A 23,621-nucleotide genomic window follows, 5' to 3' on the forward strand; every position below is an offset into this window, starting at 1 on the left:
GTGGCCCTGCGGGGGCGCTGCGGATGACATTCGCCGAGGATGTCGCGCCCGGTTCCATTCTTCGACGGCAACGCTTCGTTCACTTCCGACGCCGTCCTTCCCTTCACCACGCGTTGAATGCCTACCGCATCGGTGCGGCGCGCTTCGACCGGCGCGCGATCGGACCCGTCCACCAGCAATAAGTATCGGGGATCGATCTGCTGATCGATCGGACTGCTTTCGGCGCCGAATATCGAATGCTGACAAGTGGTTATGAATTTCCCTACAGTTTGATATATTTGGCGCCACCAAGGCGGCTGAGAGCGCCTTGGTGGTGCGATGGCGACCGGATTGCGGCGGGTTCGCCCGACAAAAAAGAACGAGGTTAACGATGAGTTTCGCAGCAAACGGAAACCCCGACGGGATGGGAGGGGGCGGTGCGGCTTTGGTCGGCGGTTTGAGCAACCTGGGTTCGCTTGCCGGCATGGCGGGCCAACTGGGGGCGCTGACCGGCATGCCGGGCGCGGGGCTGCTGGGCGGTGCCGCGAGCGCGGTGCAACTGGCGCAAACCGGCTTGTCGCTGATGGGCAAGGCCCCGGAGTCGATCGCCGAGGCCATCAACAGCCTGACGGGTGCGCTTCCGCGCCTGACCCAGGACAATCGCTTCATCACGATCGAAACGCCACTCGGCCCGGACGTGCTGCTGGTCAGCGCGGCGATCATCGACGAACACGTCAATCAGTTAACCGAAACACATCTCGACCTGCTTTCCCATCGCAACAATATCGAACCGCAGGAAATCGTCGGGCAGCGGGTCAAGATCACGCTCGAGCCCCAGAGCCGCGATTTCAGTCTGACGCGGGTCGTGACGTCGGCGGCGCATACCGAGACGAAGCGATATTTCGACGGTTACGTTGCGTCGTTCGGCCGCGTCGGGAAATCGGGTTCGGTGACCCGCTACGAAATGTCGGTCGTGCCGTGGTTCTGGTTTCTCACCCGCTCGACCGATTGCCGGATCCTCCAGAACCAGACGCCACAGGACATCCTGAGCGACATTTTCCGCGAGATGGGTTTTGCGGATTTCGAGTTCGCGATGCAGGGCGAACGTCCGAAGCTCGAATACATCGTCATGTACGACGAGTCGTACTACAGTTTCTGCTCGCGCCTAATGGAGCAGGAGGGGCTGATCTGGACGATCCGTTACGAAAAGGACAAGCACATCCTCGTGATCGGCGACACCAACGCGGTGTTCCAGCCGATTCCGAACCTGAAGACCATTCCGTACGAAGCCAACAGCGCGGCCAGCGAGCAGAACGGCATCGATCGATGGGACGAGGCATTCAGTTTCCGGGTCGGCAAGATCACGTACCGGGATTTCAACTACAACCAGCCGTCGTCGCAATTGATGCATGTCGAGGTGCCGACCGTCAATCTGAAGCACCCGAACATCCAGACGACGGAGCGTTACCAGTTCCATTCGCTGTATGACCACGGCGACGACGGGCAGCGTTACGCGTGCTACGCGATGGAAGCGGAAGAAGCGCTCGCGCATCGTTTCAACGGCGCCGGTCACGCGCACGGGATGACGACGAGCGGGCGCTTCACGCTGGTCAACCACGGCACGTCCGCCTATAACAACAAGGATTTCGTGATTCTTCGCGTTCGTCACCAGGTCGCGAACGACTATACCCAGCAAACCTCCAAACTGCCGTACCACAACACGTTTACGTGCCTGCCGATCGACATTCCGTTCAGGCCGGAGCGGCGTACGCCCAAGCCACACATGCAGGGCACGCAATCCGCGATCGTGGTCGGGCCGAAGGGCGAGGAAATTCACACCGACGGCAGCCGGGTCAAGCTCCATTTCCTGTGGGACCGGCGCGGCAAGCTCGACGGTTCCGATTCGATGTGGGTGCGCGTATCGCAACCATGGGCAGGCAAAGGATGGGGCGGCTCGGCGATTCCGCGGATCGGCCAGGAGGTGCTCGTCTCGTTCAATCAGGGCGATCCGGACAACCCCATCGTCGTCGGCCGTGTGTTCAACGGCGATTCGGGCAACCCGTATCACGGCAGCGGCGGCCAAACGATGGGGATGCGCAGTCAGACGCACAAGGGCGAGGGCTTCAACGAACTGCGATTCTCGGACGTGAATGGCGCCCAGGAGGTTTTTCTGCATGCGCAGAAGGACATGAAGACGATCGTCAAGGACAGCGAGTCTCACACGGTCGAATCCGGTGCGCGGAACGTGTCGGTGCTCAGAGGCGACGAGAGCAAGCATGTCGCAGAAGGCAGCCTGTCGGAAAAGATCGCGAAAGCGCGCTTCACGACGGCCAACACCGTTGGCGTGCAAGCGCTGGCTGGCGACGCCGGCCCCGGCAAACAGAGCTATCAGGCGACGGACGAGATCGAGCATCGGGTCGGCGCGAGCATCGTGACGCTGAAGCCGGACAGCATCAAGTTGTCCCACGGCGCATCGAGCATCCTGATCAATCAGAGCGGCATTTTCCTCGATGGTCCGGTAATCCATCTGAACCAGGGGCTTTTCGTCACGCCCGAGCAGGCGATGGCGATCGAGTGGGCGAATCAGCAGGCCGTCATCGCCGCGGGTCTCGCGTCAGCCGATCCGAAGGTGCAGGCAGCGGCACGCAAGCTTCAGGCGACGGTGAAGGCGCAGCAACTGGCCAAGCTGGCGGAAGCGGTGTACACGCCGGGTACGGCGCCGCCGGGATGGAAGAACGTGTCGAACGATCCGGAAGCGCTGAAGAAGTTCGGCATGCGGCCGCAAGATCTGAAGATCCCCGGCAGCAATTTCGGCGCGCAGGTCTACGCACCCGATCCTGCTGTGTTCGGCGACAGCATGAAGCCGACGCTGGCATTCAAGGGCACGCAGCCGACGGTCAAGGAGGACTGGTCGAACAACCTCAGCCAGGGGCTGGGCGACAATTCGCCGTACTACGATCGCGCCGTGACCCTCGGCAAGAAGATCTACGGCTCCGGGAATGCGGGCGGCCTCGACCTCACCGGCCATTCGCTCGGCGGCGGGTTGGCGTCGGCCGCATCGCAGGCGAGCGGCGCCGGCGCGACCACCTTCAACGCGGCAGGCCTCAATCCTGAAACGTTGCCGCTGTACGGCGCCACGCCGCGGGCGTCGTCGATCACGAACTATCGCGTCGACGGCGACATCCTGACGGGCTCGCAGGAAGGCGGGCTCGGCCCGATCAGCGATGTGACGTCCCACCTGATGCCCAAGGCCGTCGGCGAGCAGATCACCATTCCGGGCACCAGCGTGACGACGGTCCAGCGGCACATGATGGGGCAGGTGACGAGCGGATTGAATACGACCGTCGCGGAGCAGCAATCGTCGCTGCTCGGTCAACTTCAGGGACATTGATGAAATACAGCAAGGTCATCGCCACGGGCGCGGTTGTCGCGGTAATCGGTTTGTCGTCGCCGTTCTGGTGGCCGACTCAAGCACAGGAAACAAAAATGGCAGACTTCAAACGTTACCCGCCCGAAGATTTTTTCACGGGACAGCCGCTCGAGCTGGCGCGTGCCATTCGCGACGGGAATCTGGAGCAGGTCAAGGCGCTCGCGCCGCATACCGATCTCGCTGCCCTGGGCAACAGGAAGGCGAGCCTGTTGTCGTTCGCAGTGCAGGAAGCCGTGCCGGTGAAGACGGACGCCGCCAACGTGCGCCTTCAGATCGTCAGCGAACTGGTGCGGGACGGCGCGAAGCCCGAACAACCGTTCGGCGAGAATGGCGCGAACGTTGCATATCTGGCCGCGCGGGCCGACACGCCGAACCTGCTCAAAGCGTTGCTCGCCGGCGGCATGAATCCGGATCTCAAGTACGACGGCGATACGCCGCTGCTCTTCGCGACCTGCAAGGACACGCTGTTGCCGCAAATGCGCGTACTGGTCGAGCACAAGGCGAACGTCAATGTGCGGGATTCGATGAAAGAAACCGCGCTTTTTGAAGCGACGCGCCTGCGGCAATGGGACGTCGTCGATTATCTGCTCGCGCACGGCGCCGATCCGTCGGTGAAGAACGACAACGGTCTCGCGTACGCGAAGGTCCTCGGCGACGAACTGCAACAGACGCCGAAAGGTTCGCCGCAGCAGGGCCGCATCGAAGCCATTCACAAGCGTCTGGTCGCGGCTGGCGTGCAGTAACGTTGCCCCGTGACGGTTGCGCCGGCTGCGGCCGTGCAGCCGGCGAACAGTGTCAATCCGGCACCTGCCCCGACGGGCCGGCCGAACCGAAAAGAGCATGTCCGAATATCAGATGAACGATGCCGTCATTCAGTTGCCGGCGCACTTCAAAGACAAGACGATTCACCTGTTTACGGTCGATGAAACGGGTAGCGGTAGTAGCGGATTCACTTTCGTGGTTTCGCGCGCGCCGATGGAGCCGGACGACACGGTCGATACGTTCGTGACGCGGCTGGTCTCGGAGATGCGCAAGTCGCTGCCGCGTTTCGAATTGAAGCATCTGGAAAACCGGGAAATCGACGGCGAAACCGCCCGTGAAATCGATTATCGCTGGGTGTCGGAAGGTGCACCGCTGCATCAGCGCCAGACGGTCGTGATGTCGCCGAAGGCGGGGCGCGAACGCGTGGCGATCAGTTTCATCGGCACTTGTCCGAAGTCGTTTACCGAGGACAAGAGCAAGGAATACAAGAGCCTGCTCGCGAGTGTCGTGCTGGCCCGGCCCGATCGGGCGGCCTTCGTACCGATCGCGCTCGGCCAGGACGAGGCGGGCATCGTGTTCGTGCTGCACGAGCCGAGCGCGACGCTGTACGCGCTCACGGGCCTGGCCGAACTGTACCGGCACGACGTCACGGAAATGTTCGACGACACTGCATTCTTCGGCTCGGGTGGCGAACCGCTGGTGCTGCAGCCGGCCCCGGACGGGCAATCGGCGTGGCGCGCGAAGGACGGCCGTCAATTCGCGCTGTGGACGGTGGATTTGCGCGAGCACGCATCGCTGAGCGATCGACTTGGCGGTGTGACGGCGGTGAAGGGCATGACCGGCATGCAGAGCGTCGAGGCCGTGCGTGCGTATCTGACCGCGGTCGCGAACGCGGGCTGACGGGGAGCGGGCGTGGATACATTACTCGCGGCTGCGCGATTGGGCGATCCGATCGCGCATACGGCATCCAAGGGATGGATGATCGCCGGGCTGATCGCGGGTGCAGTAATCGGCGCCGTCGCGGTGGTCGCGACGGGCGGTGCTGCGTTGACGGTCGTCGCTGCAATCGCGGCGGGCGCTGCTGCGGGCGGCGGTCTCGGCGAAGTGCTGGGCACGATGTCATGGGCGCCGCGGCATGTCACCGGAAGTCTCATAAAAGGTTCGCCCAACGTCTTCATCAACAGTCGCGCGGCGATGCGGGCCATCCTGAGCCTGGGCCTGTGCAGCGATCACGCGGGTCCGCCGCAGGTGGTCGCGCAGGGTTCGTCGACGGTCTTCATCAACAGCCAGCCGGCGAGCCGCAAGGAAGACCGGATGATGTGCGGCGCGTTGATCAACGACGGATCGCCGAACGTATTCATCGGCGGCCCGGCGGTCGGGGAGTTCAATCCTGAAATCCCGGCGTGGGTGAACTGGACGATGCTGGCGGTCGGCGTGGCGGCGACCGCCGTGCTCGCCGGCCCGGCGATCGCGATTCTGGGCGCGGCCGGCGGGTTCGTCGGCGGGGAAGTCGGTTCATGGGTCGGCGGCAAGGTGTTTGGAGAAGGGTCGGACGGGCAGAAGTGGTCGATGCTTGGCGGCAGCCTCCTGGGAGGGGCTGGCGCGGCAAAGGGGGCCGGGCTCGTTGGCGGTGCGAAGGGCGCCGGGTCCGTTGCGGGCGAAATCTCTGCCGGGGAAGCCGCCGCCGACGCGCTTGCCGGCACGGTGCCCAAGGCCGGCGCGACGAGTCCTTTCGATTACGTGGTCGATTCGATGCCGGCGGACCTCGTCAGCAATCCAAAGGGTGTCTACGGGTACACGCCGGTGGAAGGATCCGAGTTTGCGGCGCCCAAGTGGCCGGTCGACTGGACGAATGCGGAGCAAGTTGCCAATGCCCGGAACGTGCGGCTCGAATACCATCAGGGCCTGGCCGACGAGAGTGCATGGGTATCCGACATGCGCGCCAGCGGCGCCAGCGAAGAAACGATTGGGCGGCAGATCGTCGACATGCGCAATCAAACCCGGATGTCGAAATACGCCGAGGACAAGCTGCCGACGTTGTATGAGCGCAATATGGCGAAATACGGAAACAAGTATGGCCCGACGTATGAAGCATTGCTTCAGAAATATGGTAGCCCGGAGGGGGTGATCGCCGCGGGGACACGCAGCAACCCTTCAATGGACATTCTTACTGGCATCGCGAAGGTTGGAAAATGATGAAGAACGTGCAACTCGGCGTGATCAATCGCCCGTCGAGCTTCGTTGAGCTGAATGTGGAGACAGGCGTGTTTTCCGCGCTGGTCGGAGACGGTTACGTGGCGCGGGGGAATTACATCTCTGTCGAGGGCCAGGACGTTGCTGTCTTCGCGGCGGACCGGCAGCTTTATCTTCAATGGAACAAAAAACGCTGGAACTTCGCGGATCTCGGACACAACGTCAAGTACGAACACGACTTCCACCGCGGGATGACGACTTTTTCCATTGATGGCGATGCGATTCAGTATCCCGCCTGGTGGGTTGGCGATGACACGTTCGATCCGAATCTGCCCGAGCTCGATGAAGACGAGGATCACTTCGCCTATATCGCGAGCCTGGCCAAAAACAAGGAATTGCAGCGATCCTTGATCGATGTCTGGAGCCGCTAGGCACGAGCCCGGCCAATTTTGTGCCGCCCTGGATTACAACCCGGACGATGCGCTGTCCGCGAAGATCGAGGAACGCGTGGCGCAGCTTCGCACGCGTCTGTAACCACGAAAGTATGCAGAACGACACGGACGCCACGCACGATGCGCGGCGCATCGCCCCGTTACTGCAGATTCCCCCATCGATCAACGGCCGGTTCGGCCGACGCCCACTTCCAGTGCGTGCCTTGCTGGCACGCATTCGCGAAATACCAGTCGGCCTTGTCGCCGTCCTTCATCGAGAATGCGAATTCCTTGCACAGCGCGAGCGCTGTCGAGTACGCACGCGTGACGCGCACTTCGCCTTCGCCGTTTTCCAGCGGCAGCGTGTTCTTCACCTTCCACGGCTTCACTTCGCCGACGGCCAGGCTGCCTGCCGCCTTCGCGATCGCGTCCTGCTGATTCTGATGGAGCTGCTTCATCGTGCGGTTGACGGCTTCGTCGGTCGCCGCCTGCACGGCGATCCCGACGCCGACGCCGATCGCCGGATTCGCGGTGACGAGGCCCGTCGCCGCGCCGGCCAGTGCGCCGCTCGCCGCGCCGACCGATCCGCAGCCCGACAGCGCGACCGTCGCCGCGCACAGGACGCCGATCGCCGCGATACGGATCGCGACGCTCATTGCAGCGCGCCCCAGCGTTCCGTGGCCGGTTCGGCCGACGCCCATTTCCACACGGGGCCGTCGCGGCAGATCGTGGCGACGTAGAACGCCGATTCGGCGGCCTTGTCGGCTTTCGCCGGCGTGTCGACCGCGAACACGATTTCCTTGCAGTCGAGCGGGCCGATGCTGATCATCCGGCTGACCGTCACGCGGCCCTGCTCGTCGTCCTCGATCGGGAACGAATGGTGCGTCGACCAGGGCGCGACGCCGCCGACGTCGAGCGGGCCGGCGGCCTTCGCGATCTGTTCCTGCGTGTAGCGGTGCGCAACGCGCTGGCTGTACTGGACACCAGCCCGTGCGCCGGCGACGGCGCCCAGGCCGATGCCCGTCGCGACGGCGGCGTTGTTGGTGACCTTGGAGGCGATCGCGGCGCCCGCGATACCGGCGCCGGCTGTCGCGCCTTCGCTGTACAACGAATTGCAGCCGGACAGCAGTGCGGCCGTGGCGATCGCGGCCAGCATGACGCGCGCCGGCGTGGCCCGGCGCGGCGATTCGAAACGAATGTTCATCCCTGAGTGCAAGTCCTGTCTGGGTGAGCGGCGACGCATGCACGCCTGATGCCGCGTCATTGTTTCGCAATTGTCATAGGAAAACTGCAAAGCTTTGACAAATCGCCGCGCGGCAGGCCGCGTGCGCGCGGGCGGCGTAATTGTCGGATAGATGCTCGACGAAGGGTCGAAACGTTACAAATTGAAGGTAATTGTTACCTTCGTGCACAACGAAGCGACCTAGACTGTTTTGCTATGGAATGTTTCTACGACGGCCTCGCGCCGCGCCGCATATGAGACACCCAGCCATGCGCCGTTCGAAACGGTTATCACCTCGGCCACCCGACGCGGCGGCCGGCCGTCCGGAAGACCGCCCGCGTCCGCGGTCCGACGCGCCATCGGCGCCGCCTGCGGGCGCGCCCGACGACACGCCGTCGGACGGCGATCACAACCAGGGCGGCGCTCGCCCGGAAGGGCTCGACTATCAACGCGACCTCGGTCAGGAGCAGGACGCCTGATTTCGTCGTAGCCGCATTCCACCGCCGTATTTCATTGCAATTCTCGGAACTGAATCGCCGCGCGGCCGCCTTCGGGCCGCCGCGCCCGCTTTGGCGCGCGTCGCGCGCCAGCCAATCGAATCGAGGAGGGGAAGTCGCATGAGCAGATTGATCGTGGTATCGAATCGTGTCGCCGCCGGCGAGGACACGCGCCCGAGCGCAGGCGGCCTCGCGGTCGGCGTGATGGACGCGCTGAAGGAAACCGGCGGCGTCTGGTTCGGCTGGAACGGCGAGATCGTCGGTACGCCTGACGCCGCACCCGCAATCCAGCGGGACGGCAACGTCACGTATGCGACGCTCGGGCTGACCCGGCGCGACTACGATCAGTACTACCGCGGCTTCTCGAACGCGACGCTGTGGCCGGTGTTTCACTACCGCGGTGATCTCGCGCGCTTCGACCGGCAGGAGTACGCGGGCTATCTGCGCGTGAACGCGATGCTCGCGAAGCAGCTTGCCGCGCTGCTGCGGCCCGACGACCTGATCTGGGTGCACGACTATCACCTGCTGCCGTTCGCGCATTGCCTGCGCGAGCTCGGCGTGAAGAACCCGATCGGCTTCTTCCTGCACATTCCGTTTCCGTCGCCCGACATGCTGCGCCTCGTGCCGCCGCACGAGGAACTCGTGAAGTTCATGTGCGCGTACGACATCGCTGGTTTCCAGACCGATGCCGACAAGCAGGCGTTTACCGACTACATCGAGCGGCGCGGCGTCGGCGCGGCGAGCGACGACGGGATGCTGCATGCGCACGGCCGCATCGTGAAGGTCGCCGCCTATCCGATCGGCGTGCATCCGGACGCGATCGCCGAGGCAGCCGTCCAGTACGGCTCGCGCAAGCCGGTAAAGATGCTGAGCAATGCGCTCGCCGGCCGCAAGCTCGTGATGAGCGTCGACCGGCTCGACTATTCGAAGGGGCTCGTCGAACGCTTCCAGTCGTTCGAGCGGATGCTCGCCAACGCGCCGGGCTGGCAGGGGCGCGTGTCGCTCGTGCAGATCGCGCCGCCGACGCGCTCCGACGTGCAGACCTACCAGCGCATTCGCGAAATGCTCGAGGGCGAGGCCGGCCGCATCAACGGCCGCTTCTCGCAGCTCGACTGGACGCCGATCCAGTACCTGAACCGCAAGTACGAGCGCAATCTGCTCATGGCGTTCTTCCGGATGTCGCAGGTCGGCTACGTGACGCCGTTGCGCGACGGGATGAATCTCGTCGCTAAGGAGTACGTCGCATCGCAGGATCCGGCCGATCCGGGCGTGCTCGTGCTGTCGGAGTTCGCGGGCGCGGCGGCCGAGCTGACCGGTGCGCTGCTCGTCAATCCTTACGACCTGTCGCAGATGGCCGACGCGCTCGAGCGCGCGCTGTCGATGCCGCTCGCGGAGCGGCAGGCGCGTCACGAGGAGAACCTCGCGCGGCTGCGCGAGAACAACCTGTCGGTCTGGCGCGATACGTTCGTCGCCGACCTGCGCAGCGTCGCGGCGGCGGCGTCGGTCACGCAGCGCGCGGGCCGGCGAGTCGCGCATGTCTGAGCGCATGGAGGAGGGTGGCGCGCAGGAGGTGTCCGCCCGCTTCTTCGTCGTCACGGGCGGCCCCGGCTCCGGCAAGAGCACGTTGCTCGATGCGCTCGAGCGCAGCGGTTTCGCGCGCTCGCACGAGGCCGGGCGTGGTGTGATCCGCGACCAGATGGCGATCGACGGTCCGGCGCTGCCCTGGCGCGACCGGGTCGCGTTCGCCGAGCTGATGCTGAACTGGGAGATGCGTTCGTACCATCTCGCACGAGGCGCGCGCGGGCCTGTGTTCTTCGACCGCGGCGTGCCGGACGTGATCGGTTACCTGCGCCTGACGGGCCTCGCGGTACCCGCGCATGCGGAGGCCGCGGCGCGGCGCTTCCGTTATCACCGGCGCGTGTTCATTGCGCCGCCGTGGCGCGACATCTACATACAGGATACCGAGCGCCGGCAGGATTTCGCCGAGGCGGTGCGCACCTACGACGCAATGGTCGACTGCTATACGGCGTATGGGTATCGGCTGATCGAGCTGCCGTGCGTGAGCGTGAAGGCGCGCGTGCGCTTCGTGATGGACGCGCTCGACGCCGCGTGACCGGCGCTCGCCATGCGCGGCGGCGTCAGGTTGCCGCGTCGGGGCGCGGCGACGCGATGCGCAGCATGCTGACCACCGCGGCGAGCGCCGCGAACACCGTGGCGACATAGAGCGCGATCGTCGGCCCGCGGTCGGGCGCCAGCCCGAAAATCAGTGCGACGAGCGCGGCACCGAGCGTCTGGCCCGTCAGGCGTGCCGTGCTCAGCATCCCGCCCGCGCCGCCGCTGCGCTCGCGCGGCGCCGACGACAGCATCGCTCGATTGTTCGGCGACTGGAACAGCCCGAAACCCGCACCGCACAGCGCCATCCGCCACACGATGTCGACGGTGCCCGGATGCGCGCCGATCGTCGCGAGCGACAGTAGCCCGGCCGCGAACAGCGCAAGTCCGATTCCGCCGAGGATGCCGGCCGAGTAGCGATCCGACAGCACGCCGGCGAGCGGCGCGGCGAATACGATCACGAGCGGCCACGGCGTCATGTAGAGGCCGGTTTCGACTTGCGAGAAACCGAGCGAATGCTGCAGCCAGAACGGCAGCGCGACGAACGCGAGCATCTGCGACGTGAACGATGCAACGGACGTGCAGATCGACAGCGCGAACATCGGGATGCGCATCAGGTCGACCGGCAGCAGCGGCGCCGGCTGCGACAGCTGTCGCTTCACGAAGAAGTAGCCGACGGTGAACGCGATCGCCAGTTCGGCCGCGACGTACGCGTGGCTTTCGCCGTGGCCGAGCCCGTCGACGGCCATGATCAGCAGGCCGAACACGCACGCGTTCATCAGCGCACTCGGGAAGTCGTACGGCGCGTCGTGCAGCGGGTTGGCCGGCAGTGCACGGAGACTGCCGAACACGGCGGCGATGCCGATCGGCACGTTGACCGCGAACAGCCAGGGCCACGACGCGAACGACAGGATCGCGGATGCGACCGTCGGGCCGATCGCCGACGACAGCGCGACCACCATCGCATTGATCGACAGCCCGCGCCCGAGCATCGACGACGGGTAGATCATCCGCACGAGCGCCGCGTTCACGCTCATGATGCCTGCCGCACCGAACCCCTGTATCACGCGCATCACGGCGAGCATGGGCAGCGAGCCGGCGAGCGCGCAGCCGAGCGACGCCGCGGTGAACAGCCCGAGCCCGGCGATGTAGATGCGGCGATAGCCGACGCGTTCGCCGAGCGATGCGAGCGGCAGCAGCGTGATCGTGACCGCGAGCTGGTACGCGTTGACGATCCAGATCGATGCGGCATCGGACGCGTGCAGGTCGCGCGCAATCGTCGGCAGCGCCACGTTCGCGATGGCGCCGTCGAGCACGGCGAGCGTGATGCCCAATGCGACGCAGACGATTGCCCAGTAGCGTTGCGGAAGCGGCAGGCCGGTATCGGCGTTCATGACGGGAGCGAAGGCGTGATTGGCCGCGTGCCCGGACGCCGGTTGCGTGCGCAACCATGCTCGCGGGTGGAGGCGGTGGTGAACGGCCCGGTCGGCCTTGCGGCGCCGGAGCGGGACCGGTCGAGTGTATCACCGGGCCGCGTCGAGCGACGTCGCCGCCGGCCGGCGGCCGGTGCGTGCACTCAGCCTTCGAAGTCGAGGCCGCCGAGCCGCACGAGCGGGGCGGCCTGCGTGCGCGACGCGAGATCGATGTCGCGCGCGCCCTGCCATGCGCTCAGCTTCCTCGGCAGCGCGCTCAGGTAGTGCTCGAATCGCGCGGGCCCGTCGGGTGCCATCAGTCGTTCGATCTCGTCGGTGTCCCAGGTCAGTTCGAGGTTCAGCGGATGCACGAAGCCGCTCACGTGCTCGTGCGGCGCGCTGCGGATCTGCACGCGCGTCGGTTGCCCGTGCCCGCCGTACGGGACGACGTCGGTCAGCACGTGATCGGCGAAGTAGGCGGCGATCGCCTGCGCAATGCGCGGCGCAAATTCGGTATCGAAACGGCGGGCGGTTTCGGGCTGCATGAAGGCGTCTCCTGTGTGCCGAAAATCGTAGCACGGCCGCGCCGCGTTTCGGTGTGCGTGATACGCGTAATGGCGCGTTACCACTTGCTGCATCTATTACGGCCGCGCGCAGCCACAATGCATCGCGTCCAGTACCACTTTGCGTGGGAGTCCATCATGAAAAGAATTGCCGCAGTATGTGTCCTCGCCGGTTCGCTCGCCGTGGCGGGCCCGGCGTCCGCGCATGGTCGCGACGGGGGCGCCGTCATCGGCGCGCTGATCGGCGGCGCGGTGCTCGGCGCGATCGTGACATCGGCGATGAATCCGCCCGTCGCGTACCAGGCGCCCGTGTATCAGGCACCGGCCTATCAGCCGCCGACGTACTATCAGGCCCCGGCTTACCAGCAGCCGGCTTATCCGACCTATCAGCAGGCGCAGTACCAGGACGACGGCCAGGACTATTGCTACGACCGCTATCAGCGCCCGTATGTGTGCGGCGCGCCGGTGTCGGGCGGCTATGCGCGGCCGGCCGGCTGGTAAGCGGGCCGGTGATCGGGCTCGTCGCCGCGTGGCCGGTGCCGATTGAGTGAATCGCGGGTATGCAGGAAGACAAAAGGAAAGGCCCTCGCGTGATGCGAGGGCCTTCGTCGTTTCTCGGGCGTCGGGTTTTGGGCGCCAGACGGCAGCCGCGCGAGGCCGTGTGCGGATACAAACGGTTGCAATTGGATCCGCGGGATCAGTGACGATGGCCGCCGTCGCCGCGTCCGCCGCCGCCATCGTTCCAGTCGCCGCGACGTCCGCCGCCGCGTCCCCAGCCGCCATGGTCCCCACGATCGCCACGATCGCGATCCCAGCGGCGGTAGTCGCGGTGTCCGCGATCCCAGTCGCGTCCGCCGCCGCCACCCCAGATATTGACCGTGCCATAGACGGGGGATGCCCCGTAGGCCGGCCCGTACGCGTAGCCGGGATCGGAATAGTAGGTCTGTCCGTAGCCGTATCCGTATCCGGCGTCCGGACCGACGACGCACCCGGCCAGCAGCGTGGCGACGCCGGCGGCGGCAATGAGCTTCAGCATGATGTTCTCCGTTGGTTCCCCTATAAGTACCGCGCGCGGGGATTGCCGGCTGTTTGCAATTGTGTCGCCAAATTACAGCCTCGTAAGGTCGTGCGACGAAAGTGTTAGCATCGGGGCCTATTTTTGTTTATCAGGAGCACATCGATGAAATTCGCGATCCGGGCCGCCCTGGCCGCCCTTTGCGTGACGACCGCCGCCGCCTGCGCGGCGGGGCCCGCATCGGCGCCCGCCGTGCCGGCCGAATCGATCAAGATGTTCCCGCAGCCGGCGGCTGGCCAGCAGCGCGCGGTGATCGCGCTGCCCGCGCTCGAGAACGAAGGCGATGCGCGCGTCGAGCTGATGATCGGCAAGATGCTGCAGACCGACTGCAACCAGCAATGGTTCGGCGGCGAGTTGACCGCAGAGGACGTGAAGGGCTGGGGCTATACGTACTACCGGCTGACCGACGTGAAGGGGCCGGCATCGACGCTGATGGCCTGCCCGGGCCAGGCGCCGCAGCAGCGCTTCGTGCAAGTGCGCGGTGACGGCCAGCTGCTGCGATACAACAGCCGCCTGCCGCTCGTCGTGTACGTGCCGGACGGTTTCGACGTGCGCTACCGTGTGTGGTATGCGTCGAAGGACGTGCAGCACGCCGTCACGCAGTAACGCACCGACCGGCGCGGTCATGCGGGGCGCTTGCCGCTGCGCGGCCGCCCGGTCTTGCGGGCTTCTCTCCGGAGCCCGTCACTATCCGCCGCTCGCATCCGCGAGCGCCGGCCATGCGGCCAGCGCGGTTTGCGCGACCGCCTCCACATCGCGACGGCTCGCGCCGTGGCGCGTCTGAATCGCCATCCCCTGTTGGACCGTCACGGAGTAGCGCGCGATCGCATCGAAGTTCGCGTGCGCGGAGAGCTCGCCGGTTACCACGCCTTCGCCAAGCCGCGCGCGTAATGCGGCGACCGTCTGCTTGCGCATCGCGATCAGCGTTTGCCGTACCGCACCGCTAAACGCAGGGCCTTGCGCACGATCTCGGCGTGTGCGGCATCACGGTCAATCTCGTGCATTAGGGGGCGACCGATACCGACATGAATCCGGCCGATGGTGAGCACGCCGCCGCACTACGTTCGCGGATGGCGGTTCCGCAGTACGGCAAGGCCGAGGATGTGGCGGCGCTCGTCGCGCTCGTCGTCGGGCTGGAAGGGCAGGTCGATCAACGGGACGGGGTTGGAGACCGACGGCGGCGTGAATGTGCAAGGGGCGATGGCCGGTGCGACCCGATCGGACGGAGTGACGTTGACTAAGGGCAGCCGAGCTGCCGATGCTCGACCTCCAGATCGGCTCGTTTGTCGTAAGCACGCAGCTCGTTGCGCGGCTTGCCGTCCGGGCCGACGCCGCGCACGACCTTGTGGCCGCGGTCCGGCGCATGTTTGACGGCATCGATGCCGGCGGCCAGTTCGCTGCAGCGAGCAACGGGCGACGCGCGTTCCGGCCGGCGTGTTGCCGCATCCGCGACGTTGGCGACGCCCGGGCTGACGTATCGCTGCTTCGGCGTCGCCGTGCCGGTCGTGCTTGCGACATCGGCGGCATTCGCCGTGCAGATCAGCGCCGACGACATGGCCAGGGCCGCGAGTGTTTGAGTCATGGTCGAGGTTCGGGTGCGGATGAAGGTTCGGGATTCTACGTAATCTACGGTACGTGTCGATTGCGCCAGGTCCGGGTGCGATCGCATGTCGTATGTCGTCGTGATGACGCGGCGATGAATGGAAGAGGATAACGAACTATTTTACAGGTGAAATGCGGAATTCATTTACAAAGTGATCAAGCGTACTTACGATGACGCCAATTTGGGCTAGCGGAACTTCGTATGCGTACAGTCGATCGGGCGACGTTTGCCGCGCTCTGCCTTTGTCTTGCCGCATGTGGCGGCGGTGACGACAACGCTGCCGCAGGCGCGCAGACCGTTGCGGGCACATCGACATCGTCCGGCGCACCTGCCGGTGCTGCATCCGGCGCAGCGGCTTCATCGACGAGTTCCGGCAGCCCGGCGTCGACCGCCGGGGCGACCGGTACGGCGTCCGGTGCGACGCCTCTGCCTTCCAATGGCACCAAACCCGTTCTCGTCGCCGATGTGACGGTTTTCCCGGCCGCCGACGGCAGCGACCAGGCCGACGCGTTGCAGAAAGCATTCGACAGCCTGCGTGCCGGCCAACGCCTCGTTATCGCGCCGGGACGCTACGTCGTCGGGCATTCGCTTGCCGTGACGGTGCCCCAGGCGGTGATTTCCGGATACGGCGCGACGCTGGCCGCCACGAATCCGGCCGACCAGACGATCGTGATGAGTGGCGCCGGTTCGACGCTCGTCGGCGTGACGCTGGCCGGCACCGGCACGACGCGCCTCACGACGCCCGAGTCGACGAAAGTCGAGGTGACGGGCTCGGACGTTCAGGTGCTCGGCGTGACGATCCGGGGCGGCGCGAGCGCCGGGATCTTCGTGTTTGGCGGCAACGGTATCGCGATCGTCGGCAATACCGTGCAGGCGACGCTGGCCGACGGCATCCATACGACTTACGGTTCGACCAACGTGCTGGTGCAGAACAATACGGTGGCCGGCACCGGTGACGACCTGATCGCCGTGGTCAGCTATCTCGGCGACGGCCGTCTGAGCAACAACGTGCTGATCGACCATAACGCGGTGTCGGGCAACGCGTGGGGGCGCGGCATTACCGTCGTCGGCGGGCAGGCGGTAACGATCTCGAACAATATGGTCGACAGCGTCGAGAAGGCGGCGGGAATTCTGGTCGCACAGGAGGACAGCTGGAAAACCTACGGGTCTTCGAACGTCATCATCACGGGCAATACCGTGACCAACATCCAGAACGCGAACGTGAACAACGGGCTACAGCCGACGCAGCAGGGCGCGATCGAGCTGGATACATGGTCGGGAACCGTGTCGGATGTCACAGTGGCGGACAACCGCGTGTCGGGCTCCGGCTATGCGGGTTTCCGGGCGTACGGGAACGTGTGTTCGTTCAGTGTGACGGGCAACACGTTCTCGTCGATTGCCGGCTTGCCGGTCTGGCTGTTGACGAATGGTTGCGCGGCGAATCAGATCGTCGTCGATGCGAATCGGCTCGGGGACGGCAGTCTGCTGGCGCTGCCGGCCGGGGCGTCGCCGACGGGGACGTTTGCCGTGACGGGCGCGAATGCGAGTCTGATGCCGCAGGTCAGGACCGGATTGATGCAGTGACGGGGCGGTGAGGCTGCAAGGCCGGTGGGTGTTGTGTGGCAAAGCCTGGCGTGGGTGGTCGCGGCCGAACAGGGGACCAGGCGGGAACGTGCGCGAATCAGCGGCCGGATGCAGCAAATGCGGGCGATGCGGGTTTCAGGTACAACTCGACCGCCCGAATGCGTTCTTGGTATGGATACATGGACTGTGGCCGCATTCACTTCGGTCCAGCCATTCTTCTGGATCGTAAACCACTCGCGCGCGACAGCCTCACACGTCGATGCGGGCTCGATCGCTCGGGTGCGTTTCGCTTCTCGCTTCTGCTCATACGGACCTCTTCGGTTGCCGTAAATTATGGTTCGAAGATGTCTACGGAAGGCTGGCCGGTCCAGTCCACTTTTTGACGGGAACGTCCGGATGTCGTCCGAGTCCGTCCTTACGGACATTCATGGATGGGTCGTAAGCTTTGACGAGCAATGTTGGCAGTTGACATTGCCAAACCATGCCGCCTAACATCGTTCGGGATGACTAGGAGAATTCCAGTATGAATGCGACATTTTTCATCGTAGTAGGAAGTCGGCGCATGGTCCGTTAGCGGCACCGAGCCTATCCGAACCTTTGTGTGTGAGGCATAAACTGACGGCCAAGGAGCCACTTTTATGCCACGCAAACGCAAGGAAGAAGTAACGATTGAGCCGGGCAAGGGCTTGAACCTGGACCCGGAACTGATCAAGCAACTGGTGCCCGGGACGCTGGACCGGGCGACGATCAACGAGCAGCTTGCTGCGCTCAAGAAGGCGATCTTCGAGCGCGCACTGGGCGGCGAGTTGGCCCACCACCTCGGCTACGAGAAGGGCGAAGCCAAGCCGGCCGGCAGCACGAACCATCGCAACGGCACCAGCCGCAAGCGCATCGCGACCGACGACGACCTGCTCGACGTCGAGATTCCGCGCGACCGCGCAGGCACCTTCGATCCGGTGCTGATCGCCAAGGGCGAGCGACGCTTCACCGGCTTCGACGACAAGATCATCGCGATGTACGCACGCGGCATGAGCGTGCGGGAGATTCAGGGCTTCCTGCAGGAGATGTACAGCATCGAAGTGTCGCCGGACTTCATCAGCACGGTCACTGACGCGGTGATCGACGAAGTGCGTGAGTGGCAGCAGCGGCCGCTCGAGCCGATGTACCCGGTCGTGTTCTTCGACGCCTTGCGCGTCAAGATCCGCGACGAAGGCGTGGTGCGCAACAAGGCGATCTATCTGGCGCTGGGCGTGCGCCGCGACGGCACGCGGGACGTTCTGGGCCTCTGGATCGAGCAGACCGAGGGGGCCAAGTTCTGGCTGCGGGTGGTGAACGACCTGAAGCTGCGTGGCGTGCAGGACATCCTGATTGCCGTGGTCGACGGCCTGAAGGGCTTCCCGGAAGCGATCAATACGGTGTTCCCGGAAACGACGGTCCAGACCTGCATCGTGCATCTGATCCGGAACTCGCTGGACTTCGCCAGCTGGAAAGACCGGAAATCCGTCGCAGCGGCGCTCAAGGAGGTCTATCGGGCACCGTCGGCCGAAGCGGCCGCCGTGGCGCTGGATGCATTCGACGCGAGCCCGTGGGGTACGAAATACCCACCGATTGCCGCCCTCTGGCGCCGGGCTTGGGATCAGGTGATTCCGTTCTATGCCTTCGCGCCGGACATCCGGAAAATTGTATATACGACCAACGCCATCGAGTCGCTGCACATGCAGCTTCGGAAGATCATCAAAGCGCGCGGCCACTTCCCATCGGACGAGGCCGCGCTCAAGCTGATCTGGCTGGCGCTGCGCAACGTCGTTGCCAAGTGGACCGGCTCCCGGCACGATTGGAAGAGCGCGATGACCCAGTTTGCGCTGCTTTACCCGGAGCGATTCAACATCGGAATCTGAGTCTTAACCCGCCTCACACACAAGATTCCGGATACCTCCGCGGCACCTTGCTGCCCCCATGCGCCCCCGATACCTTCGGGGGCTTTTTTTTGCCTACGCGAAATTCTTCCCATCGGAAACGCCGGTGACTTCCATACCATCGCCTCCCAGGCTCTCCACACTGATTCTGCTGTGCGCACTTTCAGTGCTGCCATTGAGCATATGCCTGCCTTCGTTGCCGAACATTGCGATAGCTTTTCACGCTGACTATGCGCTCGTGAGCTTATCGCTGGCAGGATATGCAAGTGTCGCGGCCACACTGGAATTGATCATGGGGCCACTGTCCGATCGCTTCGGGCGAAGGGCAATTGTACTGACCAGCCTGACAGTATTCGTGATTGGGTCGCTTGGCTGCGCACTTTCGGGCAATATCTGGGCTTTTCTGGTTTTCCGCTTGCTTCAGGCTCCAATAACCTCCTGCTACCCGGTGTCGATGGCGGCCATCAGGGATACGACCGGAAAGGAAGGGGCAGCGAGCCGAATCGGATATGCCGCGATGGCAGCGGCTTTTGCCCCGATGCTTGGTCCAACGGTCGGTGGCGTGATTGATGAAACCAGCGGCTGGCGAGCAATTTTCTGGGGCCTTGCCCTTGCCGGCATATCACTTTTTGCGGTGTGCTGGTTCGGTCTCGGTGAGACTAACAAGAATCCATCGGGCACGATCAGGCGGCAGCTTCGGGCCTATCCTGCGCTTTTGCAAGAACGTCGCTTCTGGGCCTATGCACTGTGCATGGCGTTTTCAACCGGCACGTTTTATACCTTTCTGGCTGGTGCTCCATTGGCCGCCAAAACGTCGTTCGATGTGCCACCGGCAACGCTAGGTTTTTGGATGGGCACCATCACTGCCGGGTTCGTGCTTGGCAGCTTTCTGTCTGGTCGCTACGCGAGACGCTATTCCCTCACGACAACGATCATGGCAGGACGTATCGTTGCGTGCGCCGGCCCCATCGTCGGCTTGATGCTCTTCCTCGTCGGAGCCAAACATGCAATGGCGCTGTTCGGACCTTGCATGCTTGTTGGTTTCGGTAACGGCCTGTCGAATCCATGCGCTCATGCCGGTGCGGTGTCAGTGCGTCCGGAACTAGCGGGCAGCGCTTCTGGGTTGGCTGGCGCGTTGACGATAGCTGGGGGCGCCGCGCTTTCCTCAATGACGGGAGCCGTATTGACAGAGAGCAACGCAGCTTACGCGCCGCTTTTCCTGATGTTGTTTTCCTCCGTAATTGCTCTGTTGGCCGCATCATATGTGGGTGTATTGGACCGGCACGAGGCGTATCGATGATCAAACATTGGTACTTCGCTCCGCGGAATTGCCCACTCCCCGGCGGGGCGTCGTTTAGCGTGTGCCTCCAATCAAGCCGGCTTCGTCGTGCGCCGAATAGAGCATTTGTGATTATGCAGCCGGTCCTGCTGGTGGATAGGAAGCGTGGAGGGGCCAGGCACAAGGGTCCGTATACCTTGGAAGCCGGCGCTCGAAGGCACGGTGGCCGACTGGCTGCATCGGGTCGATCACGGTCCTTGATGACGTGACGGCTAAGCGATCGAACCTGATCTGACGCTGACTCATACGCGTGGCGGCACGGGTCTATCTGGTTGCCGCGATCGGGATGATTTCTGCCCCGGCTTTGAGTTTGTCGAGATGATCGCCCCATACCTGCATCATTCGTCTGCGTTCCGGCAGGTATTCAGCGTGGACGTAGGCAGCAGTCACTTGATTGCGTTCGGCGTGTGCCATCTGGCGCTCTACAACGTCCCGGCCGAAGCCGAGTTCACGCAGCGCAGTAGCCGCCAGTCCGCGAAACCCGTGCCCCGTCATCCGCGACTTGTACCCCATGCGATAGAGCGCGTAGAGCATGGTGTTGTTCGAAATGTGGCTGCGGCCTTGCACGCTGTAGAACACGAATCGATGCTGACCGTTGAGCGCGCGGAGCTGGGCGAGCACGTCGAGCGCCTGCCGCGATAGCGGCACGATGTGCGGGTCGCGCATCTTCATGCGTTCCGGCGGTACGCGCCATTCTGCGGCGGCCTCGTCAAACTCCGACCACTCTGCGCGGATCATTTCCGTTGTCCGCACGAAGGTCAGTGCCATCAGGCGGAGCGCGAGCCGGGTAACTAGTGTCCTGTTCCGCTGATTCGCGAGCAAAGTCGATGCAGCTTTTCGAGGATGGAATCGGCTGAGGCGGTCCAGACGAACGGTTTGCAGTTTTCGTTGTAGTGGGAAACGAATTGATCGATTCGCTTGACCAGTTGTTTGACCGAGCCGAACGAGCCTCTACGGATCGCTTTGTCGGTGATCAGCGCAAAGAAGCGTTCGACCTGGTTGAGCCACGAACTGTAGGTGGGAATGAAATGCATATGCCAGCGGGGGCGTGCCGCCAGCCACGCCTTGACCTTCGGATGCTTGTGACTGCCGTAGTTGTCGACGATGCAGTGCACGTCGAGTTCGGCTGGCACGGCCTTGTCGATTTCGCGCAGAAACGACAGGAATTCCTGATGTCGATGACGCGGCTTGCAGGTAGCGAGCACGGCGCCATTGAGCACATTCAGGGCGGCAAACAGCGTCGTGGTGCCATGACGGACGTAATCGTGAGTGACGCCTTCAACGTAGCCGAAACCCATCGGCAGCATGGGTTGCGTGCGCTCGAGCGCCTGACATTGGCTCTTCTCGTCCACGCACAGCACCAGAGCGTTCTCCGGCGGACTGAGGTACAAGCCGACCACATCGCGCAGTTTCTCGATGAAGAACTGATCGGTCGAGAGCTTGAAGCTTTCACTTCGGTGCGGCTGCAGACCCAGCAGTTTGAAGTAACGGTGCACGCTCGTCGGCGAGATGGCGGTTTCGGCGGCAATCGTGCGCACGCTCCAGTGAGTGGATCCATCTGCCGGCTTCGTGTGCAGGGTCTTGTGAATCAGTTGGGCCAGCCGTTCGTCGTCGATGGTGCGTGGCTTGCCGGGACGTACTTCGTCGTAGAGTCCGTTGATTCGCTGATCCAGAAACCGCAGACGCCACTTGCCCACCGTGGCACGCGTGAGTTGCAGGCGTTGCGCGATCGCGCTATTGGGCTCGCCGTCAGCCGCCGCCAGCACGATGCGCGCCCGCGAGACCAGCGCAGCCGAAATCGAGCGAGAGCGCGCTATCGACATCAGTTGCGAACGCTCGTCTTCGCTCAGCACCAGTTCCGCCTTCGGTCGTCCCATCACCATGCTGACGTCTCCCGTTCCGTTGACGTCAACATGCTACGCGAACATAGACCAGTTAACAACGGAACGGGACACTAGGTCGCCTTGGTAATCGTCGATGTCTCGCATGAGCTACGGTATCTCCGTCGCCTTGACGCGAGCCATGTGCTGCACGCCGGGGCCTTTCTTCAACACCGTCTGCGCATCGATGTCAGCCGCCGGATTCCTGGAGCATCTACCGGTCATGATCCCGTACTGGAAGATCGCGCGGGAGCGCTGGAGGATTCGCTTCGCCGTCTCGCGTACCCCGCGCGCTTCAACCTCGCGAACGATGCTGAGCATCTGTGGCGAATCGATCTCCGCGATCGGGCGAGGGCCGGTCTTCGGGAACACGTCGACCTCAAGCGAATTCAGCACCTTCTCCGCGTAGCCGTCGCTCCAGCCCGGACGCTGGGAGTCGTACCACTCGCGAGCTACCGCTTCGAACGAGTTTGCCGCCGCGATTTCGGCGGCCCGTTTCGCGTCCTTCTTCGCCTCGCCCGAATCAATGCCGGCCGCGATCTGCTCGCGGGCCTCGTCGCGCCTCTTCCGTGCCGTCGCGAGCGTGACGGCCGGATAGACGCCGAGGGCGAGCGTCTTCTGCTTGCCAAGGAAGCGGTACGAGAAGCGCCAGTACTTCGCGCCGTTCGGTTGGACGAGCAAGAACATCCCGTTGCCGTCCGTGAGTTTGTACGGGGTCGCGTTGGCCTTCGCGTTCCGTACCTGCACGTCGGTGAGAGGCATTGTTGGTATCCGCTGATACCAACAAAAATACCAACACTTTCTCCGGCTGTCACTGAGCAACCTTGGGTGCCGATGTGAGCTAGAGGTCCGCCGGACGGGCCTGAGCGGGCGATTTCTTGTGAATCTTGGGGAAGGTTTGGGGCTTGGCTGGTCCCGGCAGAATTCATACTGATCGACAGATATCGGTATCTGATGGAAAACTGCGAAGAAATACCCCCAAAAATACCCCCAAAGGCGACTTGTTGTCGTTGATGTTATTTGGTGCGGGGGGTATGGCGCTCGAGACTGCCCACGTTGACCCGAAGCGAAGGCATGCGGTGACGCGTGATGGAATGATCATAGCGAGGTCCGAAGCAGCCGATCGGTAATTCGCGCTGATGCTTCAAGTTCTCGGGCACCATCGCGCGTTGCCTACCAGTATTTGGGGCGAGTCACGGGCATCGCACGTTGCGATATCTTCTGCATGCAGGGTGACCAAGGCGTGGCACGTTCGATATCGCGATAACCTTGCGACTGCTTCCACGCTAGGGCCTGTTCACACTACATAGATTTAAGGATATGCTTCGGAGATGGAAATCTCCGAAGCCCAATTCAAACAGATCGAACATTGCTTGCCGCGACAGCGGGGTAATGTGAGCCTGTCGAACCTGCAAGTGCTCAACGCGATCCTCTATGTTGCCGAGCACGGGTGTAAATGGCGCGGCCTGCCGCCACGTTTTGGCCGCTGGCACACGATCTACACGCGCATGAACCGCTGGTCTCGCAACGGCGTCCTGGACCGAGTGTTCACGGAGTTGCAGCGCGCACAGATCATCCGCGTTCGAATTGAAGCGGTGAACCGCACCGGATTTTGTGGAGGCT

General features: G+C 63.8%; 20 protein-coding genes and 5 pseudogenes. 15 read left to right on the forward strand and 10 right to left on the reverse strand.

Annotated features, from left to right (window positions below; all coding sequences use genetic code 11):
• Positions 1-370 precede the first annotated feature (370 nt).
• The 5 genes from tssI to WS66_RS17170 all read left to right on the forward strand — a co-directional run bounded on the left by tssI (position 371) and on the right by WS66_RS17170 (position 6,795).
• Complete coding sequence (gene tssI / locus WS66_RS17150; protein ID WP_059605646.1) at positions 371-3,370, forward strand: type VI secretion system Vgr family protein; 3,000 nt, start codon at positions 371-373, stop codon at positions 3,368-3,370.
• A gap of 95 nt (positions 3,371-3,465) precedes the next feature.
• A complete protein-coding gene (locus tag WS66_RS17155) occupies positions 3,466-4,152 on the forward strand; it encodes an ankyrin repeat domain-containing protein (protein WP_236872972.1) in 687 nt (228 codons plus the stop codon).
• A 97-nt stretch (positions 4,153-4,249) separates the two neighbouring features.
• Positions 4,250-5,071, forward strand: coding sequence for a DcrB-related protein (locus WS66_RS17160; protein WP_059605651.1), 822 nt, complete (start codon positions 4,250-4,252; stop codon positions 5,069-5,071).
• Positions 5,072-5,083: 12 nt separating this feature from the next.
• Positions 5,084-6,367 (forward strand): PAAR domain-containing protein, encoded by a 1,284-nt coding sequence (locus WS66_RS17165; protein WP_218928992.1) that lies wholly within the window; start codon positions 5,084-5,086, stop codon positions 6,365-6,367.
• Entirely contained in the window at positions 6,364-6,795 is a 432-nt protein-coding gene (locus WS66_RS17170) for a hypothetical protein (protein ID WP_059605653.1), read from the forward strand. Before WS66_RS17165 ends, WS66_RS17170 begins: the two co-directional genes overlap by 4 nt.
• A gap of 161 nt (positions 6,796-6,956) precedes the next feature.
• Here the strand turns inward: WS66_RS17170 and WS66_RS17175 are convergent, their stop codons facing one another.
• Positions 6,957-7,451 (reverse strand): hypothetical protein, encoded by a 495-nt coding sequence (locus WS66_RS17175; protein ID WP_059605657.1) that lies wholly within the window; start codon positions 7,449-7,451, stop codon positions 6,957-6,959.
• Positions 7,448-8,038: a hypothetical protein gene (locus WS66_RS17180; RefSeq protein WP_082729010.1), complete on the reverse strand. Its 591-nt coding sequence runs from the start codon at positions 8,036-8,038 to the stop codon at positions 7,448-7,450. The genes WS66_RS17175 and WS66_RS17180 overlap by 4 nt, the downstream gene beginning before the upstream one ends.
• 248 nt (positions 8,039-8,286) lie before the next feature.
• Here WS66_RS17180 and WS66_RS34430 point away from each other — a divergent pair, with 248 nt between their 5' ends.
• The 3 genes from WS66_RS34430 (at position 8,287) to WS66_RS17195 (ending at position 10,627) form a co-directional block, all read left to right on the forward strand.
• A complete protein-coding gene (locus WS66_RS34430; protein ID WP_082729007.1) occupies positions 8,287-8,496 on the forward strand; it encodes a hypothetical protein in 210 nt (69 codons plus the stop codon).
• 138 nt (positions 8,497-8,634) lie between these two features.
• Positions 8,635-10,056: an alpha,alpha-trehalose-phosphate synthase (UDP-forming) gene (gene otsA, locus WS66_RS17190; protein WP_059605663.1), complete on the forward strand. Its 1,422-nt coding sequence runs from the start codon at positions 8,635-8,637 to the stop codon at positions 10,054-10,056.
• Positions 10,049-10,627 carry an AAA family ATPase gene (locus WS66_RS17195; RefSeq protein ID WP_059605666.1) on the forward strand — a complete coding sequence of 193 codons (579 nt, stop codon included), beginning with the start codon at positions 10,049-10,051 and terminating at the stop codon, positions 10,625-10,627. The genes otsA and WS66_RS17195 overlap by 8 nt, the downstream gene beginning before the upstream one ends.
• A gap of 25 nt (positions 10,628-10,652) precedes the next feature.
• Here WS66_RS17195 and WS66_RS17200 read toward each other — a convergent pair whose 3' ends face one another.
• Positions 10,653-12,020 (reverse strand): MFS transporter, encoded by a 1,368-nt coding sequence (locus WS66_RS17200; RefSeq protein WP_059605669.1) that lies wholly within the window; start codon positions 12,018-12,020, stop codon positions 10,653-10,655.
• 182 nt (positions 12,021-12,202) lie between these two features.
• On the reverse strand, positions 12,203-12,583 hold the full coding sequence (locus WS66_RS17205; protein ID WP_059605672.1) for a DUF5594 family protein: 381 nt from the start codon (positions 12,581-12,583) through the stop codon (positions 12,203-12,205).
• Positions 12,584-12,700: 117 nt separating this feature from the next.
• Between WS66_RS17205 and WS66_RS17210 the strand changes: the two genes are divergently transcribed.
• Positions 12,701-13,102, forward strand: coding sequence for a hypothetical protein (locus tag WS66_RS17210; RefSeq protein WP_082729008.1), 402 nt, complete (start codon positions 12,701-12,703; stop codon positions 13,100-13,102).
• Positions 13,103-13,298: 196 nt separating this feature from the next.
• Here WS66_RS17210 and WS66_RS17215 read toward each other — a convergent pair whose 3' ends face one another.
• Entirely contained in the window at positions 13,299-13,637 is a 339-nt protein-coding gene (locus tag WS66_RS17215) for a hypothetical protein (RefSeq protein WP_059605675.1), read from the reverse strand.
• 144 nt (positions 13,638-13,781) lie between these two features.
• On the opposite strand from WS66_RS17215, the gene eco reads away from it, so the two are divergent.
• Positions 13,782-14,282 carry a serine protease inhibitor ecotin gene (eco, locus tag WS66_RS17220; protein ID WP_059605678.1) on the forward strand — a complete coding sequence of 167 codons (501 nt, stop codon included), beginning with the start codon at positions 13,782-13,784 and terminating at the stop codon, positions 14,280-14,282.
• A gap of 81 nt (positions 14,283-14,363) precedes the next feature.
• On the opposite strand, the pseudogene WS66_RS17225 reads toward eco, so the two are convergent.
• Positions 14,364-14,621: pseudogene (locus WS66_RS17225) on the reverse strand (TetR/AcrR family transcriptional regulator); the annotation flags it as partial.
• Positions 14,622-14,623: 2 nt separating this feature from the next.
• Between WS66_RS17225 and WS66_RS17230 the strand changes: the two are divergent.
• Positions 14,624-14,864 (forward strand): annotated as a pseudogene (locus WS66_RS17230) (SDR family oxidoreductase); the annotation flags it as partial.
• 49 nt (positions 14,865-14,913) lie between these two features.
• Here WS66_RS17230 and WS66_RS17235 read toward each other — a convergent pair.
• Positions 14,914-15,345 carry a hypothetical protein gene (locus WS66_RS17235; protein WP_236872973.1) on the reverse strand — a complete coding sequence of 144 codons (432 nt, stop codon included), beginning with the start codon at positions 15,343-15,345 and terminating at the stop codon, positions 14,914-14,916.
• Between the two features lie 399 nt (positions 15,346-15,744).
• On the opposite strand from WS66_RS17235, the gene WS66_RS17240 reads away from it, so the two are divergent.
• The 3 genes from WS66_RS17240 (at position 15,745) to WS66_RS17255 (ending at position 20,079) form a co-directional block, all read left to right on the forward strand.
• On the forward strand, positions 15,745-16,863 hold the full coding sequence (locus WS66_RS17240; RefSeq protein ID WP_059605685.1) for a right-handed parallel beta-helix repeat-containing protein: 1,119 nt from the start codon (positions 15,745-15,747) through the stop codon (positions 16,861-16,863).
• A 638-nt stretch (positions 16,864-17,501) separates the two neighbouring features.
• Entirely contained in the window at positions 17,502-18,761 is a 1,260-nt protein-coding gene (locus WS66_RS17250; protein WP_108064691.1) for an IS256 family transposase, read from the forward strand.
• 58 nt (positions 18,762-18,819) lie between these two features.
• On the forward strand, positions 18,820-20,079 hold the full coding sequence (locus WS66_RS17255; protein ID WP_082728898.1) for a multidrug effflux MFS transporter: 1,260 nt from the start codon (positions 18,820-18,822) through the stop codon (positions 20,077-20,079).
• Positions 20,080-20,382: 303 nt separating this feature from the next.
• On the opposite strand, the pseudogene WS66_RS17260 reads toward WS66_RS17255, so the two are convergent.
• From WS66_RS17260 to WS66_RS17270, 3 genes and pseudogenes are all read right to left on the reverse strand, one after another.
• A pseudogene (locus WS66_RS17260) lies at positions 20,383-20,913 on the reverse strand (tyrosine-type recombinase/integrase); the annotation flags it as partial.
• On the reverse strand, positions 20,910-22,001 hold the full coding sequence (locus tag WS66_RS17265; protein WP_108064618.1) for an IS630 family transposase: 1,092 nt from the start codon (positions 21,999-22,001) through the stop codon (positions 20,910-20,912). The pseudogene WS66_RS17260 and the gene WS66_RS17265, both read right to left, overlap by 4 nt.
• Before the next feature lie 111 nt (positions 22,002-22,112).
• Positions 22,113-22,760 (reverse strand): annotated as a pseudogene (locus tag WS66_RS17270) (tyrosine-type recombinase/integrase); the annotation flags it as partial.
• Between the two features lie 569 nt (positions 22,761-23,329).
• Here WS66_RS17270 and WS66_RS17275 point away from each other — a divergent pair.
• Positions 23,330-23,593: pseudogene (locus WS66_RS17275) on the forward strand (transposase); the annotation flags it as partial.
• Positions 23,594-23,621 lie beyond the last annotated feature (28 nt).

This window comes from Burkholderia sp. LA-2-3-30-S1-D2, from assembly GCF_001523915.2.
In the GTDB taxonomy this organism is placed as follows: Bacteria; Pseudomonadota; Gammaproteobacteria; order Burkholderiales; family Burkholderiaceae; genus Burkholderia; species Burkholderia diffusa.

Excerpts from the sequence above, each read along its gene's own strand:
- WS66_RS17250 (WP_108064691.1), top strand. The coding sequence starts at position 17,502 with ATGCCACGCAAACGCAAGGAAGAAGTAACGATTGAGCCGGGCAAGGGC.
- eco (WP_059605678.1), top strand. The coding sequence starts at position 13,782 with ATGAAATTCGCGATCCGGGCCGCCCTGGCCGCCCTTTGCGTGACGACC.
- WS66_RS17235 (WP_236872973.1), bottom strand. The coding sequence starts at position 15,345 with ATGCGATCGCACCCGGACCTGGCGCAATCGACACGTACCGTAGATTAC.
- WS66_RS17255 (WP_082728898.1), top strand. The coding sequence starts at position 18,820 with ATGCGCCCCCGATACCTTCGGGGGCTTTTTTTTGCCTACGCGAAATTC.
- WS66_RS17170 (WP_059605653.1), top strand. The coding sequence starts at position 6,364 with ATGATGAAGAACGTGCAACTCGGCGTGATCAATCGCCCGTCGAGCTTC.
- tssI (WP_059605646.1), top strand. The coding sequence starts at position 371 with ATGAGTTTCGCAGCAAACGGAAACCCCGACGGGATGGGAGGGGGCGGT.
- WS66_RS17195 (WP_059605666.1), top strand. The coding sequence starts at position 10,049 with ATGTCTGAGCGCATGGAGGAGGGTGGCGCGCAGGAGGTGTCCGCCCGC.
- WS66_RS17200 (WP_059605669.1), bottom strand. The coding sequence starts at position 12,020 with ATGAACGCCGATACCGGCCTGCCGCTTCCGCAACGCTACTGGGCAATC.
- WS66_RS34430 (WP_082729007.1), top strand. The coding sequence starts at position 8,287 with ATGCGCCGTTCGAAACGGTTATCACCTCGGCCACCCGACGCGGCGGCC.
- WS66_RS17215 (WP_059605675.1), bottom strand. The coding sequence starts at position 13,637 with ATGCTGAAGCTCATTGCCGCCGCCGGCGTCGCCACGCTGCTGGCCGGG.
- WS66_RS17180 (WP_082729010.1), bottom strand. The coding sequence starts at position 8,038 with ATGCGTCGCCGCTCACCCAGACAGGACTTGCACTCAGGGATGAACATT.
- otsA (WP_059605663.1), top strand. The coding sequence starts at position 8,635 with ATGAGCAGATTGATCGTGGTATCGAATCGTGTCGCCGCCGGCGAGGAC.
- WS66_RS17210 (WP_082729008.1), top strand. The coding sequence starts at position 12,701 with ATGCATCGCGTCCAGTACCACTTTGCGTGGGAGTCCATCATGAAAAGA.
- WS66_RS17175 (WP_059605657.1), bottom strand. The coding sequence starts at position 7,451 with ATGAGCGTCGCGATCCGTATCGCGGCGATCGGCGTCCTGTGCGCGGCG.
- WS66_RS17265 (WP_108064618.1), bottom strand. The coding sequence starts at position 22,001 with ATGGTGATGGGACGACCGAAGGCGGAACTGGTGCTGAGCGAAGACGAG.
- WS66_RS17205 (WP_059605672.1), bottom strand. The coding sequence starts at position 12,583 with ATGCAGCCCGAAACCGCCCGCCGTTTCGATACCGAATTTGCGCCGCGC.
- WS66_RS17155 (WP_236872972.1), top strand. The coding sequence starts at position 3,466 with ATGGCAGACTTCAAACGTTACCCGCCCGAAGATTTTTTCACGGGACAG.
- WS66_RS17160 (WP_059605651.1), top strand. The coding sequence starts at position 4,250 with ATGTCCGAATATCAGATGAACGATGCCGTCATTCAGTTGCCGGCGCAC.